Raw genomic sequence first — 18,431 nt, forward strand, 5'->3', positions numbered from 1 at the left:
GACCGTAAGGTAAACGAGCTGGCTACCGAATTTCTTGACGACCATAGAGCGTTGGAACCACCTGATCCCATCCCGAACTCAGTAGTGAAACGATGCATCGCCGATGGTAGTGTGGGGTTTCCCCATGCGAGAGTAGGTCATCGTCAAGATTAAATTCCGAAACCCCAATTGCGAAAGCAGTTGGGGTTTTGTCTTTTAAGTAGAAGTTACTGATTTTGCCGGTACGTTGGACTTTAGAGCCCAACGGGTTGGCCACAGAATTTCTTGACGACCATAGAGCGTTGGAACCACCTGATCCCATCCCGAACTCAGCAGTGAAACGATGCATCGCCGATGGTAGTGTGGGGTTTCCCCATGTGAGAGTAGGTCATCGTCAAGATTGAATTCCGAAACCCCTGTCTGCTTACGCAGACAGGGGTTTTGTTTTTGCGCGCTATAAAGCCATCGCTGCAGAGCAGCAATGGCCCCCAGGGCCGACGCCAGTACTTCTGACTCTCTTGAACAAGAGGCCATTACAACTATATCTGCCTGATCTTCATCTCGTGCTTTTGCGCTTTTTGCTGCTTCTACGGGCAAGTAACTTGCGCCACCAGATATAAATGCCTGTCAGCGATAACATGGCAATCAGAACTCCCAATACAGCAACGATCACCTGCCCAGTCATTCCAATGATCCTGCCCCCATGTATCGGGAGTTGCAGTCGATAGAAACGCTCTCCCCAAGTGCCTTGCCCGGCTATCTCTTGCCCCAGTAAATGGCCATCTGTGCCGTGGAAGAACAGCCAGGATTTACCATGGGCATTGGTGTTGTGCTGACCAAAACCCGCACCATAAAAGTTGTATTCAAAGCTGTAATACAACTCACCAATGGCCTCCTTCAAACCTAGCCGCTGGCCCTCTTCCTGCGCCCGCTCAAAGGCCTGTTGATAAGTCAGTCGAGTGACCCCAAGTTCCGCCGTTGGTATGCGTCCACGAGCCTCATAGACGCTGGGCTTGATGGGTGAAAACAGTGACACTGCCGGCTTGAAAACCTGACTCGGGAGGTTCATGGCGACGCTGCTGACCGCGATCGGTAATAGCAACAACCATAACCACAACCCTCCAGCACGGTGCAGGTCGAAGTTAAGTCGATAGGCATGCCCTCCCTTGATCTTCCAAGCGCTGGACCACTTGTGCCAGAACGGACGACCACGAGGCAGTGTCAGCAGTAATGCAACGAAACAATCGACGACCCAGCCGATGGCAACCAGCCCCATCAGCCACAGTCCCCAATTGCCGGGCAAGACCAGGTTGTAATGAAATTCCAGCAGAAACGGCACCAGATTCTTGCGCTGAAAACAGCAGGTACCCCAAAAGCGCTGTCCCTGTTGCTCGGCACTGACCGGGTCCAGATAGAACACCTGATTGCGTTCGGGATAAGGCTGGCCAGTGGTTGGGTCCGTGCGCGCTACCGCCGCCAGCAGCGCAGTGTGGCCCGTCTTCTGGGGATACTCCATGTACCAGACCTGCAACCGCGGATGCTCGGTCTGCACTCGGTCCACCAGAACTCCAGGTGCCAGTAGTGGCCCATCGCTGGACGCTTGATAGAACTCGGGATTGAGCCACTCGTCCAGCTCGTGATGAAAGGCCAGGACGCTCCCGGTCAGCCCCGCCAGCAATAGAAACAGTGCTGTGGCCAGACCTATATAGCGATGCAGTAGAACCAGAACGGCGCGCATGAAATTTTCCCGTAGAGACGACAAAGCCAGCGGCAGTTTCCAGGCGCTGGCTTTGTTGCAATCAACCTTGATTAGAACTGGTAACTCACCGTGGCGGCGACGTTGCGCTCTTCACCCAGGTAGCAGAAGCTCAGGCTCGCGCAGGAAGCGACGTAGGACTCGTTAGTCAGGTTGTTGGCGTTCAGGCGCACATCCACCCCCTTCAAGCCCACCTTGCCCAGGTCATAGCCGATCGAAGCATCGAACAGGGTGTAGGCCGGCACCTTCATGCTGTTCTCGGCATCAGCCCAGCTGTAACCCACATACCGTACGCCACCACCCAGGCGCAGACCGTCCAGCGCGACGCTGTCGAACTTGTAGTCGGCCCACAGCGAAGCCATCTGTCGCGGCGCCTGGGTGGGAGAGTTGCCCTTGTTCTCGATGATGTTGCCGGGACTGCTGAGGGTGCTGACCATCGACTTCGAGTACTTGATATCGGTGAAGGTGTAGCTGCCCAGGAGCTTCAGGTTGTCGGTCAGTTGCATGTGCGCTTCCAGCTCCAGGCCCTGGGAGCGAACGGCACCCACCGCGCGGTAGAAGTTTTCCTGCGGCAGCTTCGACGCAAGGTTCTCCTGATCGATGCGAAACACCGATGCGGTGAACAGGTGATCCGTGCCTGGCGGCTGGTACTTCAGGCCGGCTTCCCACTGAGTGCCGTCGGTGGGCGGCAGGGGGTTGCCGGCGCCGTCGGCGTAGGAGTTGGGATTGAACGACTCGGAGTAGCTGATGTAAGGCGCAAGGCCGTTGTCGAACAGATACAGAGCCCCAGCGCGGCCAGTGAGCTTGGTACGTCGGTCACTGATCTGCGTGCCCAGCGGACGCTTGGCCTCAGCCAGGCGATTCTCTTCGGAGGTTTCCACCCAGTCCTGACGCAGGCCCAGGGAGAAGCGCCATTTGTCCATCTCTATCAGGTCTTGCAGATAGACGCCCGTCTGCTCCAGGCGCCGCAGGTAGCTGGTGGGAGCGAAGTAACTGATGGCCGAGTTGCCATACACCGGGTTGAAGGCGTTGATCGGCGCCAACTGTCCCTGCCTCCAGTCCACCACGGTCTTGCGGCGTTGGTAGTCGGCCCCCAACAGCATCGTGTGCTTGGTCTGGCCCGTGAAAAATTCCGCCTGCAGCATGTTATCGACGATGAAGGAGTGGAGTGTCTCGTCACCGCCTGAGTAGTAGCGGTTCAGCTCATTGCTGCTGGCATTGGTCCAGCCATAGGCATACACCTGATCCATCTTCACCCGCGAGTCCAAGTAGCGGAAGTTCTGTCGCGCGGTGAACACATCATTGAAGCGGTGTTCGAACTGATATCCGAAGGACTGCTGGTCGCGCTGGTAGCCATCGATACCCGGCTCGCCCTCGAAGAAGTGCTCGGAGATCCGCTGGCCATTGCGCTGATGCAAGGTCCCGTCCGCCGGCATGCCTCCGTGGTAGCCGCCATCCGGATCGTGTTGCAGATAGGCCTGCAGGGTCAGCGAAGTGTCCTCGGTGAAATCGATGGTCAGGGTCGGCGACAGGGCGAAGCGCTTCTCCTTGGCATGATCAAACTGAGTGTCGGATCTGTCCGTCAAACCAATCAGCCGATAGGCGATGCGCTTGTCGTCATCCACCGGGCCACTGAAGTCGAAGCCCAGGCCCTGTCTACCCTGGCTGCCTACCGTGGCCTGGATCTGATGATAGGGCTCATACAGGGGCTTCTTGCTGGTCAGGGCCACCAGGCCGCCGGGGGAGCTGCGACCATAGAGCACCGACGAAGGGCCCTTGAGAATGTCCACCCGCTCCAGGAAGTACGGATCGACTTGCATACTGCTGTAGGTGCCGCTGTCGCCCATGGACTTGAGGCCGTCGAGGTAGATGTTATCCACCGAACCGTCGTTGAAGCCGCGCATTGCCACATAGTCGTAGCGATGGGTGGCGCCATAGGGATTGGTCAGTACGCCTGGGGTGTAGCGCATGGCCTGAGCCACGGTTTGCGCGCCCTGGTCGTCCATCTGTTCACGGGTGACCACCGAGACGCTTTGCGAGGTTTCCAGCAATGCGGTACTGGTCTTGGTGGCGATCTGGCTGTGAGTGGCGTTGTAGCCCTCGGTGCTGCCCAGGGCATTGCCCAGGGCGAAGCCCTTGATCTCGGTGGTCGGTAGAGCCATGGCGCTACCTTGGGGCAAAGCTCGCAGCACGTAGCTGCTGCCGTCCTGGCTGATCGCTTCCAGTCCGGAGCCCTTGAGCAACTGGTTCAGGCCCTGGGTTACCGAGTAATCGCCCTGCAGCCCCGGAGATTGCCGGCCCTGGGTCTGGACTGGCGTAGTGGACAGGGTAATCCCCGCCTGGCGGGCGAATTGGTTGAGTACCTCGCTGAGGTTACCGGGGGCAACGCTGTAGCTGTGGCGAGGGATGTCGAGGCCGGTTTCGGCAGCCTGCAGCGCCGGCGCCATGGCCCCGAGGCCGATGCTGGAGCACAGCAGGGCGGTGCGGGCGGCCTGGCGCAAAGTCTGGGCGCCGGAAGCGCTTGGGCGATTGTCGCGAACAGTCATTGTGGGTTCCGTTGAAGTGGCAGGAAGCGGATTGCAGTGCTTACTGACTAAGCCGGGCGCCCAGGCAAAACCCGCCAAAAAAATTCTTGGCGGTGAAATTCAAACGACAGGTTCCAGGGTTACCCACCAGCGGGTGCGGTAGCGCAGTTGCACCGGTAGGGTCTGGGGCAGGATGGCCAGCAGCTTCTCGGTGTCTTCCAGGCGGAACACCCCGGACAGGCGCAGGTGAGCAATGGCTGCGGCACATCCCAGGTAGCCATGACGATAGCGGCCGACTTCCTGGAGAAAGTCGTCCAGACGCATGTTGCGGGTCACGATCAGGCCATCGGCCCAAGCGCCGGCGTCCATCGCCAACGGCGCAACCGGCTCCGCCAGGCGGTGGCTGATCCGATAGCTCTGCCCCGCTGCCACTCGTGCGGCGCGGTCGTCGGCAGTATGCGGCGAATGAATGGCCACGCTGCCGTGGGTCACGCTTAGCCGGGTGCAAGCATCGTCCACGCGCACTACGAAGCGGGCGTCGAAGCCTTCCAGCAGGGCATGGCGACTCTCCACCAGCAAAGGACGATGGGAGCCATTCTGGTCAGCACCACAGGCCACCATGATCTCGCCACGACGCACTTTGATCAGGCGTTGTTCGGCATTGAAATTCAGGTCCGCCGCGCTGTCGGTATTGAGTTCCAGGCGAGTGCCGTCCGGCAGCTGGAAGCCCCTTTGCTCGCCGATGGCAGTGGCAAAGTCCGCGGTCCATTGTTGCCAGCCCAGCAGATCCTTGCCGACCCAGGCACTGGAGCCCATGAGCAGGGCGGCGCTCAGCAGCTTCAGGGCTTGGCGCCGGCCCAGGCGCTGACTACTGTTTTCCAGGGTGTGCAACGCCACCTGAGCTCCAGGAACCGCCCGCAGGTTGGCACTGAGCTCCTGTTGCAATGACTGCACCCGCTGCCAGGCCAGTTCATGTTCCTGATGGGCGGCGCGCCATAGATCACACTGCTGCTGCAGCTTGGGATTGGCGCCGTTGTTGCGCAGGCGCAGCAACCAGTTGATCGCCTGCTTGACCACCAGATGATCGGGATTTTGTTTGTGGGGCAGGCTTGCGGAAAAGTTATCCACAGGCCTTAGCTCTCATAGCGCAGCAGGTAGCAGTGATAGAGCGCCACGGCCACGTAACGCTCCACGGTGCGTACGGACAGGCCCATCTGCTGAGCAATTTGCTTGTGGGTAAGTTCTTCGCACTGGGCTAATAGAAAAACCTGACGCACTTTCGGCTTCAGTCCTTCCAACATCCGCGCGATGCTTTCCAGCAGTTCCAGAATCAACGCTCGGGCTTCAGCGCCAGGTGTCTCGGCCTCGGGCAAATGCGCGATGGTTTCCAGGTAGGCGCGTTCAATTTCTTCGCGCCGCCAGTGATCGATCACCAGCCCCCGGGCAATCGTGCGCAAAAAGGCTCGTGGCGCCTTGAGCTCCAGGCGCTCGGTTTTCTGCAACAGGCGAACGAAGGTGTCCTGGGCCAGATCGGCCGCATCTGCGGCATTGCCCAAGCGCTGGCGCAGCCAACTGTTGAGCCAGCCGTGGTGATGACTGTAAAGCGTCTGTACGGCGAACTCGGGTGATGACATGGACAAGGACTGCCTGAACGTCACAAATGATAATTAGTCGCATTGTCATTGAAGGTTTATCGATTTGGCAATAACCACAGCGGTGTCGGTCATCAGAAAATACGCTGCAGATGCTCTGGGACACCGTTCGGCAGGTTTCTTCGATTTCTGAAAGGTATTTCAGATAAATCTCTAAGGCTTCGCGGATTGTTGCCGAAAGACTAAATGAGACGTGCGTGCACCAAAGTAGAGCGGACTAAGAATGCCGCCTGCACTGTTACATGGAATGTTGCATTACGGACGCATCCCCACTTTCGGCATAAGAAGTCCCATGAAATGAATCTCAAGTTCAGCCATAAAATCCTTTTGGCCGCCTCCGGCGTAGTGGTTCTGGCTTTTGCGTTGTTCACCTTGTACAACGACTACCTGCAGCGAAACACCATTCGACAGAACCTTGAATCCTCCATCCAGCAAGCGGGTGAACTCACCTCCAGCAGCGTGCAGAACTGGATGAGCGGGCGGATTCTGGTTCTTGAGAACCTGGCGCAGAACGTCGCTCACCAAGGCCAGAACGCAGACTTCCCAGGACTGGTGGACCAGCCGGCGTTCACCTCGAACTTCCAGTTCACCTACGTTGGCCAGGCCAATGGTGTCTTCACCCAGCGTCCCGATGCGAAGATGCCCGATGGCTACGATCCGCGTCAGCGGCCCTGGTACAAGCAGGCCGTTGCTGCCGACAAGACCATGCTGACTCCGCCCTACAAGGCGGCAGTGGGTGGCCTGGTGGTAACCATCGCTATGCCGGTGAAGAAGCAAGGTGAACTACTGGGCGTGGTCGGTGGTGACCTGAGCCTGGAAACCCTGGTGAAGATCATCAACTCCGTGGACTTCGGTGGCCTGGGCCATGCCTTCCTGGTCAGCAGCGACGGTCAGGTGATCGTCAGCCCGGACAAAGACCAGGTGATGAAGAACCTCAAGGACATCTACCCGGGTGCCAACGTACGGATCGAGAATGGCTTCCAGGAAGTGGTCCTGAACAAACAGGAACGCATCCTTTCCTTCACCCCGGTAACCGGCCTGCCGAACGCCGAGTGGTACATCGGTCTGTCCATCGACCGGGATAAAGCCTACGCACCACTGAGCCAGTTCCGCACGTCTGCCTTGATCGCCATGTTCATTGCCGTGGCGGTGATTGCCGTTCTGCTGACCCTGCTGATCCAGGTGCTGATGCGCCCACTGATCACCATGGGCCGGGCGATGCAGGATATCGCCCAGGGCGAGGGTGACCTGACCCGGCGCCTGGTGGTGGAAAGCAAGGACGAATTCGGCGAGCTGGGTAGCTCGTTCAACCAGTTCGTCGAGCGGATTCACGCGTCGATCTCCGAAGTGTCCTCGGCCACCCGCCAGGTGCACGATCTGTCCCAGCGGGTAATGGCATCGTCCAACGCCTCGATCATCGGCTCCGACGAGCAAAGCGCCCGCACCAACAGCGTGGCCGCGGCGATCAACGAACTGGGGGCCGCCACTCAGGAAATCGCCCGTAATGCCGCCGATGCCTCGCAGCATGCCAGCGGCGCCAGCGACCAGGCCGATGACGGTCGCCAAGTGGTCGAGCAGACCATCCTGGCGATGACCGAGCTGTCGCAGAAAATCAGCCTGTCCTGCACCCAGATCGAAACCCTGAATGCCAGCACCGACAACATCGGGCACATTCTCGATGTGATCAAGGGCATCTCCCAGCAGACCAACCTGTTGGCCCTCAACGCCGCCATTGAAGCCGCCCGTGCCGGTGAAGCCGGTCGTGGTTTCGCCGTGGTTGCCGATGAAGTGCGCAACCTGGCCCACCGTACCCAGGAGTCGGCGGAAGAAATCCACAAGATGATCACCTCGCTGCAGATCGGTTCGCGCGAGGCGGTGTCGACCATGAACGCCAGCCAGACGTCCAGCGAAGAGAGCGTCGAAGTGGCCAACCAGGCCGGCGCACGGTTGATCAGCGTGACTCAGCGGATCGGCGAAATCGATGGCATGAACCAGTCGGTGGCCGCGGCAACCGAGGAGCAGACGGCAGTGGTGGAGACCCTCAACGTCGACATCAACCAGATCAACCTGCTGAACCAGCAGGGTGTCGCCAATCTCAATGAAACCTTGAAGGATTGCGATGCACTGTCGCAGCAGGCCAGCCGCCTGAAGCAACTGGTCGATAGCTTCAAGATCTGAAGCTACACCAGGCAAGACCTTGAAGCCCGCTCCTGCATCACTGCAGGGCGGGCTTTTTCATGGGCGCAGCTCAAGCCAGGTGTTCCCCAAGCAACCCCAGATGAGTGTTGATGACCTGCAGCAGGCGCTGGCGCTGTGACTTGATGAAAAAGTGATTGCCGGCCACTTCGATCAGCTCGAATTCACGCGCGGTGAACTCGCGCCAGTTGAGCATATGGTTGGCCGTGGCCAATGGGTCCTCGCTGCCGTAGAAAGCCGTTAGCGGCACATCGAGGCAGCCGTTGGAGGTGTCGTACCAGGTTTCGAAGAGCTTCATGCCATTGCGCAGCAAGCGCTCATAGGACTGCAGATCGTTCTGCCCCCGGGGCATTTCCAGAGGGCTGGCGCCGAGGGTCAGGATCGCTTCACGAAAGCTGGCAATGGGCAGGGTGTGCATCAACGGACGCCGCGGCAGGCTGTCGGGGCTGCGACAGCCGGACACGAACAGGTGGCGAGTCTGTTGGGGAAAGCGCTCCTGGGTGTGTTTGCTGGTCTCGTACGCCAACAGCGCGCCCAAGCCGTGGCCGAACAGCGCGTGGGGCGCGTCGAGCCAGGGATCGAGGGCGGCGAAGGTGTTTTCCAGCAGGCTTGGCCAGTTGTCACAGGGCGCTTCGTCGCGACGGGGCCCGTGCCCCGGCAGATTGACCACTACCAGCTCGATATGATCGGCCAGGCCGGTGGCCCAGGCCCGCAACTGCTCCGCCGCCGCGCCGGCTTGAGGAAAGCAGATCAGGCGTAGCCGGGTGGGTTGTCCGGAGTTGATCACCAGCGTCCATTGTCGGGTGTCGGTGTACACAGCTTTTCCTTAAGCCTGGTGGGAGGTGCCAGCAGGGGTGGGCGATGCGGGCACGGGGCAGTTTGGCCCAGGTCGCCGAAGTCTGCGAGCGGCATCTAAAATAGTGGCTCAGGCTGCTGAATGCACGCGGTTGGTGATTGTAAGGTGCCATTGTTTTTTAGCGGTCCAGCCTTCACCATCAGCCGATTTATCACAGCTCCCATGGACTTATCGCATTGGCGGCACGTTTAGCTCTTTCTCGGACTTTGCGCTGGTTCTGCTCAGCCCTGCTGTTGGCAGGCGCGCTGCTGGGCAGCCTGCACGCCGATTGGGATTTCTCCCTGATCAGCCGTCGTGCCACGGCGCTCTATGGTCCGTTGGGCGATGGCCAGCAACGCATCGATGCCTGGCAGCACCTGCTGGCCACACAGAAGCAGGTCAGTGAGCAAGAGCAGTTGAAAGTGGTCAACCTGTTCTTCAACAAGAACATGCGCTATGTGGAAGACATCGATCTGTGGCATCAGGTGGATTACTGGGAGACGCCGATCGAGGCTTTGTGGAAGGGCGCCGGTGATTGTGAGGACTACGCGATCGCCAAGTATTTCAGCCTGCGCCACCTTGGCGTGTCCAGTGACAAATTGCGCATTACCTACGTCAAGGCGTTGCGCCAGAATCGCGCGCACATGGTCTTGACCTACTATTCCAGCCCGGAAGCCATGCCATTGGTGCTCGACAGTCTCGAGGACTCGATCCGCCCGGCCAGCCAGCGTACCGACCTGTTGCCGGTGTACTCCTTCAATGCCGAAGGGTTGTGGCTGCCCGGCGCCAAGGGCAACAAGCGGGTGGGCGACACCAAGCGCCTGTCCCGTTGGCAGGATGTGTTGAAAAAAATGCAGGCCGAAGGATTTCCGGTCGAGACGACTAACTAGGAGCACGAGCTCAGATGTCTTTGTTCAAACAACTGCTGATCGCAATCTGCGTGTTTCTGGTGGTCGCCTTCAGTGGCAGCTTCATGGTCAGCCTGGAGAGTTCGCGCACCCAGTATGTCAATCAGTTGCGCTCCCACGCCCAGGACGCGGCCACCGCGCTGGCCCTGTCGCTGACCCCGAACATCGATGATCCGGCGATGGTCGAATTGATGGTCAGCTCGATCTTCGACAGCGGTTATTACGCCAGTATCCGGGTGGTCGACCTGGCCACCGACAAGACCATTGTCGAGCGCAGTGGCATCCCCGAAGTCGGCAATGTGCCGCAGTGGTTCGTCAAGCTGATCGGCCTGGAGCCGGCCGGTGGCGATGCCATCGTCAGTCGCGGCTGGGAGCAGGCGGCGCGGGTCGAGGTGCTCAGCCATCCGATGTTCGCCGTGGCCAAGCTCTGGCAAAGCGCCCTGGGCAGCCTGGGCTGGCTGTTGATCTGTGGCGCGGTGAGCGCGGTGCTTGGCGCCTTGTTGCTACGGCGTCAGCTCAAGCCGCTGGACTACATGGTCCAGCAGTCCCACGCCATTGCCCGCCGCGAGTTTCTCAGCCTGCCGCAGTTGCCCCGTACGCCGGAGCTGCGGCGGGTGGTGCAGGCGATGAACCAGATGGTGGAGAAGCTCAAGGCGCTGTTTCAGGAGCAGGCCGAGCGTAGCGAAAAACTGCGCATCGAGTCCTATCAGGACAGCCTGACCGGGCTGGCCAACCGGCGTTATTTCGAGATGCAGCTCAATGCCCGGGTCAGCAACCCGGAACAGGCCAGTTCCGGCTACCTGCTGCTGTTGCGGGTCAAGGACCTGGCGGGCCTGAACCAGCGCCTGGGCGGTCAGCGCACCGACCAACTGTTGCAGGCGGTGGGCGAGCAGTTACTGCGCGAATGCAACAAATACCCCGAGACCCACAACCTGGTAACCCGGGTCCGTGGTGGCGAATTTGCGGTGCTGGCGCCCGGGCTGGTACGTGAAGAGGCCATCCAGCTGGCCCAGAGCCTGGACAGTGCCTTGGGTAACCTGCACGCCACCGGTGCCACTGATGTGGCCTCGGTAGCCTCCATCGGCCTGGCAGCGTTTGCCCACGGCGACTCGCCGCAAGCGGTGCTCAGCCTTGGCGATCAGGCCTTGGCCCAGGCCGAAGCCCAGGGCGATGCGAGCTGGGCCTGCCTGGACCAGGGCACCGGTGGCCAGGTGGGCGATGACCATCATGCCTGGCACAGGCTGCTGGACCAGGCACTGACGGAGCAACGCTTCCAGCTGTATTTCCAACCGGTGGTGGCGGCCCAGGACATTTCGCAGGTGCTGCACTACAAGGTGCTGTCACGGCTGCTGGATGAGCAGGGCCAGACCATTCCGGCGGGACGCTTTCTGCCATGGCTGGAACGCTTTGGCTGGACCTCACGCCTGGATCTGTTGATGCTCGACCAGGTACTCAAACAGCTGGCGGGGCACACCGAGTGCCTGGCACTGAACCTGTCGGCCGCCACGCTGGCGGATCCGCAGGCCTTGAACCGGGTATTCGAGATCCTCCGCCAGCACTCGGACCTGGGGCCGCGGCTGACCCTGGAAATCGGCGAGGAACAGCTGCCCGAGCAGGCCCCACTGGAACAGTTGACCCGGCAGCTGCGGGAGCTGGGTTTCTCCCTCAGCCTGCAGCGTTTCGGCGGCCGCTTCAGCATGATCGGCAACCTGGCGCGGTTAGGCCTGGCCTATCTGAAGATCGACGGCAGCTACATTCGCCACATCGATCAGGAAAGCGACAAGCGTCTGTTTATCGAAGCCATCCAGCGGGCCGCCCACAGCATCGACCTGCCGCTGATTGCCGAACGTGTCGAGACCGAGGGCGAGCTGCAGGTGATACGTGAGATGGGGCTGTATGGCGTGCAGGGGCAACTGTTCGGTGAGCCTGCGCTCTGGCGCTGAGACCGCCTTCGCCAGTAAGCGGGTTCCTTTGGGAACCGGCTTGCGGGTGAAAGGGTTTCAGATCAAACCGGTTTCATCATCGTTGATCAACCGGCTCAAACCACCCAGTGCCTCACGGGCGTTGCTGCGGTCCATCAATTTGGATTGGGCCGCTGCCGGCAGATCGGTGATGCGGATCACCCCCTTGCTGGTCAGGACCTGAATCAGGTCGTCGAGTACCCGGATCATTTCCAGGTCACTTTGCTTGAGCTGCTTGAGGCTGACTTCCACCGCCTCGTTGGCATACCAGGTCTGGATCTCATGGTGATCGGCGGGCAGCGTATCGGTGGCTTCGGCGAAAGCGGCGGCTTCCACGCGAATCAACTGACCTTGTGCATCGCGTTGCACATAAAACATGGTGAATCCCTCAGGTTGGCTCCAGCGTCAGGCGTGCAGCCGCACAGGCCGACACAGCGTTCAGAGCGCGAGTATGCGATGCGCGGCGGCAATCGTCACGAAGCAGGCGATTGGCCGAGACTGAGCGGCCACCCGCGAGGGGTGGCCGCTCAGGCCGATCAGCTGTTGTTGTGATCGATCTTGATGGTCGGGTCGCTGCCGGCGATCAACGAGTTGATGCTGGCATTGGACCAGTTGTTGCCTTCCAGCTTGATCGTCACATCGGCGTTGGCCAGGCCTCCGGCGGCGTTGAGCTTGCCTTCGGAGCTGACCTGCAGGGTCGAGACCCCGTCCACGGTGGTGATCTTGAGGAAGTTGTCGATGGTGCTGCCGCTCTCGCCCTGCAGCAGATCCCGCAGATCGATGCGGTCACCTTCACTGGCCTTGAAGTCCTTGATCACATCGTTGCCGATGTCGCCGGCCTTCCAGACGAAGGTATCGGCACCGGAACCGCCAATCAGGATGTCGTTGCCCTTGCCACCGATCAAGATGTCGTTGCCGGTGCCCCCCAGCAGGATGTCATTGCCCCTGCCGCCGTCCAGCAGGTCGTTACCGCCCTGGCCGAAGAGGATGTCATTGCCGTCGCCGCCCAGCAGGGTGTCATTGCCATCGTGGCTGCCGGACACATCGAACTCGGTGTAGTGCTCGGTGATGTACTGGTGCACGTTGCTGGTGGTGACCTTGCTCACATCGACACCGGTCTGCTTGGCCACATAGGCCTGCATCGCCTGGTAGCCCTCGCCGGCGACGCCATTGAAGCTCACCAGGTCGCCGAACAGGATGTCGTTGCCGTTGCCGCCGCTGACAGTGTCCGCCCCCGGCATGGTGGCCTCGGTGTGGCCGATGATCGAGTTGGCCAGGTCATTCGGATCGATGTTGGTCTGTGGCTTGCCATCGCTGTCATAGGGCTTGAGGTCGTTGAGGCTGACACCGTTGTTCAGTCCAATGGCCTCTACCTGGGACAGCTTGCTCAGCAACACGAAGCTGTCGTTGGAGTTGCTGGTTGTAGCCGAGTTGGTGCTGTTGCCGGTACCGGCCAGGCTCGACAGCTCGTAGGTGCCGTCGCCCTGGGCGTGCAGGGTGCCCAGGTTCTTGCTGGACCATGAGCCACCGCCCCAGCCGTTGCTGTTGTAGGTCTGCAGGACCACTGCACCGTTGCTGCTCACGCTGATGGCGTGAGTGTTGTCGATGTAGGTGCTGAAGGTATCCCCCAGCTTGTAGTTGCTGGTGGTCACCACGTCGTCGAGGCGTACGTTGCCGTACAGCGTCGGGTTGGTCTGCTCGCCGCTCTGGTAGTAGGTCGGCTTACCGTCGGTGATGAAGTACGTCAGGTTGGTGGCATTGCTGTTGCCGGTGGCCTGGCTGCTTTGGAAGAAGTTGGCCGTGGCCTTGAACACGTCTTCATAGTTGGTGCCGCCGCCGGAGCTCATCGAGTCCAGCACGGCCTTGAGTTGGGCCAGGGCATTCGGGTCATTGAGGTTCACCGACACCGACTTGTTGACTTGCGTGTCGAAGTCCGCGAGGAAGATGTTCACTGTCCCCGAGCCGGCGCCGCCGATGCTGTTCTTCAGTGTGTTGAAGACCGCGGTCAGCGAGTTCTTGGCTGCAGTGATCGAGGCACTGCTCATGCTGCCCGAGCTGTCCACCATGAAGGCGATGTTGTAGTTGGTGCCCGGGACCACGGTCAGGCCGCCAATGTCGGCGACCACGATGTCGTTGCCGTCGGTGCCAGTGACCGTGTCGTCGCCCGAGGTGCCGACCACGGCGTTGTAGACCGCCGGGTAGACCTTGACCGGGATCTGCGCCGAGGTGCTCGCAGAGCCGCCCAGGGACTCGGTGGAGGTCGAGGTCACGGTCAGGTTGAACGAGCCGTTGTAGTAGCTCGGCGGAGTGACGGTCAGGGTGCCCAGGTTCCAGCCGGTGACATTGGCCTCGCCTGAAGAGCCCGTGGCGGTGAAGGTGTGCCCGGCGCCATCGCTGAGTACCGAGCCTGCGGGAATCCCGCTGATCTTCACGCTGAGGGTTTCCGAGCCATCGGTATCGGTCAGGCCGGTGCTGATCTTCGACAGATGCACGCTGCCGCCTTCACCACCTTCGTTGAGCTTGTAGCCGTCGTAGTAACCCTCGCCATTGGTGCCGTGCAGGTCGGATACCGAGACACCGGCATTGGTCAGGTCGGTGACCCCGGTGTACAGCGGTACGCCGGCGTTGCTCAGGTCCACCGGCGTGCCGCCGTTGACCGAGAGGTTGACGTCGTAGGCGCCAGGGCCACTCTGGTTGTGGTGGTAGATATCGATGGTGTAGTAGCCGCTGGTGGTCGGGGTGAAGGTACCGTTGAGGTTACCGCCCGCGCCCCAGGTGGTGCTGGCCACGTTCTTGCCGCCGATGGTCACCAGCAGGCTATCGTCGCCGGTGCCGGAGAAGGTGTAGGCCTTGCCGGCTTCCAGGTAGATCAGGCCGGAGGTCTTCGAAGCGGTGCCGGGGGTGATGTTGCCGTCGGACTGGACGTTGGTCGCCAGGCTGCTGCTGTTTGGCGTACCAGCGGCATCGATCACCGATTTCAGGGTGCCCGCGGAGGCGCCGCTGCCGTCGGTGCCCAGGCCGCTGAGGCCGGTCCAGACTTCCTTGATCAGGCCTACCGAATTCACACCGTTGCCCGCCACACTCAGGGTTGGCGCGTCGGCCACCGGAGTGATGTCGACCTTCACCGTGCCGGTGTTGCCCAGAGCCTGGCCGTCGGTTGGCTGGAACTTGATCTGGGCGTAATCCGCCTGCTGGTTGCCCAGGCCGTTGCCGCCGTAGCCGGGGGCACCCGACTCGTTGGCATCGGGGGTGAAACGCAGTTTGCCGGCATCGATATCGGCCTTGCTGAAGGTCTGATTATTGGCCACATCCTTCCAGGTCGAACCGTCCAGGTACTGCAGTTTGCCTTCGCCTGGCAGCTGGGTGATTTTCACCCCGAGGCTGGACGCCGGGCTGTCGACGTCACTGACACCGAAGTTGGACCAGGTCAGGGCCAGCGGCGTGTCTTCGGTACCGGTCACGGCACCGCCAGTGGCCACTGGGGCATCGTTCACCGCGACCACGTTGACCGTGGTGGTAGCGACGTTGGAGTAGTTGCCGCCGTCGGTCACGGTCACGGTGATGGTCCGTGGCGTGGTGCTCGGATCATGACTGTTGTTGGTGAAGGTAATGTTCTTGATCTGCTGCATGTAGTCGGCCAGCGTCGCGCTGCCCGACAGGGTCAGGGTGATCGAACCGTCCTTGATGTTGGCATTGATGTTGATGCCGTTGACGCTGTTGCCCAGGTTCAGCGAGTCCCCTGGCTGACGGTTGGTCAGCACGATGGTGGCGCCGGTGAGCAGGGTGCTGTCCGGGTCGGTGATGCTCAGGTCGGTGTCGGCGATCGATACGCCAGGGCCCGCAGTACCTTCGGTGAAGGTGACCTTGTAGTCGGCCCCGGTGGCGCCGCTGGAGTTGTTGGCATCCAGATCGATGACCGGTGGTGCATCGTTATCGATGATCGAGGTGGTGACGCTGCCATTGCTGCCGCTGACTACCAGGTTCTCGAAGTTGCCGCCGCTGGCCGAGTCGATCTTGACCGTGAAGTTTTCCGTGGCTTCGGTGATCTTGTCGTCGATGGTCGCCACATTGAAGGTAGCGCTGCTGGCGCCGGCCGGGATCTTCACGGTGTATACGCCGGTGAAGTCCGAGCCGTCGGTGGCGGTGCCGCTGTAGCTGATCTTCAGGGTGACTTCGGTCTGTGCCGGGTGAGTCAGGCTGACGGTGTAGCTGGCGGTCTGGCCTTCGGTGACCGAGGTGCTGCCGCTGATGCTGACCGAGGTGGTGTCGATCGTGTCGGTGACGTTGGTCACTGCTGGTGTGGTATCCGGCACCAGCTTCTCGAAGTTGCCGCCGGTGGCGCCAGTGATCGACGCGTTGACCTTGCCGGCGTCGATGTAGACGTCATCCGCCGGAGCAGCGACGGTCACGGTGCCGGTAGTTTTGCCCGCAGCGATGGTGATTACCGCACCGTTGGACAGAGTCACGGTCACCGGCGTCCCGGCCGCATTGGTCAGGGTTGCGGTGTAAACGATCGAACCGCCTTCGGCCACGGTGCCGGTAGCGCTGAGGCTGAGGGTGGTGGTGTCGATAGTGTCGGTCACCGTGGTGCTGACCGGTGACTTGTCGGCTACCAGATTCTCGTAGTTACCGCCGCTGACATTGGTGATGGAGTTGGTCAGCGGGGTGTGGCCGATCAGCACGTCGTTCGGCGCGCTGATGCTTACCGAGCCGCTGGATTCACCGACCGGGATGGTGATTTTCTCACCGTTGGCCAGGGTCACTACAACCGGAGAACCGGTCACTGGGGCAGTGACGGTAGCGGTGTAAGTGACGTTGCCACCTTCGGCAGCCGAAGGCGTAGCTTTGAGGGTCACGGTACTGGTGTCGATGGTATCGGTAACGTCGGTCACTGCTGGGGTGGTGCTTGGTACCAGCTTCTCGAAGTTGCCGCCTTCAGCCTTGGTGATGGTGGCTTCAACCTTGCCCGCGTCCTTGTAGACGTCATCGGCAGGCGCCGGAACAGTCACGGTACCGGTAGTTTTACCGGCGGCGATGTTGATCACCGCGCCGTTGCTCAGGGTTACGGTGACCGGTGTACCCGCCGCGTTGCTCAGGGTTGCGGTGTAAACAATCGAACCGCCTTCGGCCACGGTGCCGGTGGCGCTGAGGCTGAGGGTGGTGGTGTCGATAGTGTCGGTCACGGTGGTGCTGACCGGGGATTTGTCGGCCACCAGGTTCTCGTAGTTGCCGCCGCTGACATTGGTGATGGAGTTGGTCAGCGGGGTGTGGCCGATCAGCACGTCGTTCGGCGCGCTGATGCTTACCGAACCGCTGGTCTCGCCCACTGCAATGGTGATCTTCTCGCCGTTGGCCAGAGTCACGATTACTGGCGAACCGGTCACTGGGGCAGTGACGGTAGCGGTGTAAGTGACGTTGCCGCCTTCGGCAGCCGAAGGCGTGGCCTTCAACGAGACAGTGGAGGTATCGATGGTATCGGTAACGTCAGTCACCGCTGGCGTGGTGCTTGGCACCAGCTTCTCGAAGTTACCGCCTTCTGCCTTGGTGATGGTGGCTTCGACTTTGCCCGCGTCCTTGTAGACGTCATCGGCAGGCGCCGGAACAGTCACGGTACCGGTAGTTTTACCGGCGGCGATGTTGATCACCGCACCGTTGGACAGGGTCACGGTCACCGGCGTACCAGCAGCGTTGCTCAGTGTCGCGGTGTAAACGATCGAACCGCCTTCGGCCACGGTACCGGTGGCGCTGAGGCTGAGGGTGGTGGTGTCGATAGTGTCGGTCACGGTGGTGCTGACCGGTGACTTGTCGGCTACCAGATTCTCGTAGTTGCCGCCGCTGACATTGGTGATGGAATTGGTCAGCGGGGTGTGGCCGACCAGCACGTCGTTCGGGGCGCTGATGCTCACCGAGCCGCTGGATTCACCGACCGGGATGGTGATCTTTTCGCCGTTGGCCAGGGTCACTACAACCGGAGAACCGGTCACAGGGGCTGTGACGGTGGCGGTATAGGTAACCGTGCCACCTTCGGCAGCCGAAGGCGTGGCCTTGAGCGAGACAGTCGAAGTGTCGATGGTATCGGTAACATCAGTCACCGCTGGCGTGGTGCTTGGCACCAGCTTCTCGAAGTTGCCGCCTTCAGCTTTGGTGATGGTGGCTTCAACCTTGCCCGCGTCCTTGTAGACGTCATCGGCAGGAGCGGCAACGGTTGCAGTACCCGAAGTAGCGCCGGCGGCGATGGTGATCACCGCGCCGTTGCTCAGGGTTACGGTGACCGGTGTACCCGCCGCGTTGCTCAGGGTTGCGGTGTAAACAATCGAACCGCCTTCGGCCACGGTGCCGGTGGCGCTGAGGCTGAGGGTGGTGGTGTCGATAGTGTCGGTCACGGTGGTGCTGACCGGGGATTTGTCGGCCACCAGGTTCTCGTAGTTGCCGCCGCTGACATTGGTGATGGAATTGGTCAGCGGGGTATGGCCGATCAGCACGTCGTTTGGCGCGCTGATGCTCACCGAGCCGCTGGATTCACCGACCGGGATGGTGATTTTCTCACCGTTGGCCAAGGTCACTACAACCGGAGAACCGGTCACAGGGGCTGTGACGGTGGCGGTATAGGTAACCGTGC

The 18,431-nt window shown here is 60.9% G+C and carries 9 protein-coding genes, 2 rRNA genes and 2 pseudogenes; 6 read left to right on the forward strand and 7 right to left on the reverse strand.

The genetic code is table 11. The features are described 5' to 3' along the window. Positions 1–33 precede the first annotated feature (33 nt). Positions 34–149 (forward strand): 5S ribosomal RNA (gene rrf, locus GV819_RS32315). 114 nt (positions 150–263) lie between these two features. Continuing rightward, positions 264–379 (forward strand): 5S ribosomal RNA (gene rrf, locus GV819_RS32320). A 156-nt stretch (positions 380–535) separates the two neighbouring features. Here rrf (GV819_RS32320) and GV819_RS32325 read toward each other — a convergent pair. The 4 genes from GV819_RS32325 to GV819_RS32340 all read right to left on the reverse strand — a co-directional run bounded on the left by GV819_RS32325 (position 536) and on the right by GV819_RS32340 (position 5,894). Further along, on the reverse strand, positions 536–1,717 hold the full coding sequence (locus GV819_RS32325) for a PepSY-associated TM helix domain-containing protein (protein WP_161760084.1): 1,182 nt from the start codon (positions 1,715–1,717) through the stop codon (positions 536–538). 71 nt (positions 1,718–1,788) lie between these two features. Continuing rightward, positions 1,789–4,281, reverse strand: a complete 2,493-nt coding sequence (locus tag GV819_RS32330; RefSeq protein WP_161760085.1) for a TonB-dependent siderophore receptor — start codon at positions 4,279–4,281, stop codon at positions 1,789–1,791. A 99-nt stretch (positions 4,282–4,380) separates the two neighbouring features. Further along, the gene (locus GV819_RS32335) at positions 4,381–5,388 is read right to left on the reverse strand and encodes a DUF4880 domain-containing protein (protein WP_161760086.1); all 1,008 of its coding nucleotides are present in this window, start codon (positions 5,386–5,388) and stop codon (positions 4,381–4,383) included. Positions 5,389–5,393: 5 nt separating this feature from the next. Beyond that, on the reverse strand, positions 5,394–5,894 hold the full coding sequence (locus tag GV819_RS32340) for a sigma-70 family RNA polymerase sigma factor (RefSeq protein ID WP_161760087.1): 501 nt from the start codon (positions 5,892–5,894) through the stop codon (positions 5,394–5,396). Positions 5,895–6,209: 315 nt separating this feature from the next. On the opposite strand from GV819_RS32340, the pseudogene GV819_RS33945 reads away from it, so the two are divergent. Next, positions 6,210–7,235: pseudogene (locus GV819_RS33945) on the forward strand (HAMP domain-containing protein); the annotation flags it as partial. 69 nt (positions 7,236–7,304) lie between these two features. Beyond that, positions 7,305–8,090 carry a methyl-accepting chemotaxis protein gene (locus GV819_RS33950; RefSeq protein ID WP_372242127.1) on the forward strand — a complete coding sequence of 262 codons (786 nt, stop codon included), beginning with the start codon at positions 7,305–7,307 and terminating at the stop codon, positions 8,088–8,090. 70 nt (positions 8,091–8,160) lie between these two features. On the opposite strand, the gene GV819_RS32350 is transcribed toward GV819_RS33950, so the two are convergent. Continuing rightward, a complete protein-coding gene (locus tag GV819_RS32350; protein WP_161760089.1) occupies positions 8,161–8,925 on the reverse strand; it encodes a thioesterase II family protein in 765 nt (254 codons plus the stop codon). Positions 8,926–9,140: 215 nt separating this feature from the next. Between GV819_RS32350 and lapG the strand changes: the two genes are divergently transcribed. Next, positions 9,141–9,833 (forward strand): cysteine protease LapG, encoded by a 693-nt coding sequence (gene lapG, locus GV819_RS32355; protein WP_161760090.1) that lies wholly within the window; start codon positions 9,141–9,143, stop codon positions 9,831–9,833. A 14-nt stretch (positions 9,834–9,847) separates the two neighbouring features. Then, positions 9,848–11,794 (forward strand): cyclic di-GMP receptor LapD, encoded by a 1,947-nt coding sequence (lapD, locus tag GV819_RS32360; protein WP_161760091.1) that lies wholly within the window; start codon positions 9,848–9,850, stop codon positions 11,792–11,794. A gap of 57 nt (positions 11,795–11,851) precedes the next feature. On the opposite strand, the gene GV819_RS32365 is transcribed toward lapD, so the two are convergent. Both GV819_RS32365 and GV819_RS32370 read right to left on the reverse strand, forming a co-directional pair. Beyond that, positions 11,852–12,190, reverse strand: coding sequence for a tryptophan synthase subunit beta (locus tag GV819_RS32365; protein WP_161760092.1), 339 nt, complete (start codon positions 12,188–12,190; stop codon positions 11,852–11,854). Positions 12,191–12,348: 158 nt separating this feature from the next. Continuing rightward, positions 12,349–18,431 (reverse strand): annotated as a pseudogene (locus tag GV819_RS32370) (LapA family giant adhesin); the annotation flags it as partial.

Source organism: Pseudomonas sp. Fl5BN2 (assembly GCF_009908205.1).
Lineage (GTDB): Bacteria > Pseudomonadota > Gammaproteobacteria > Pseudomonadales > Pseudomonadaceae > Aquipseudomonas.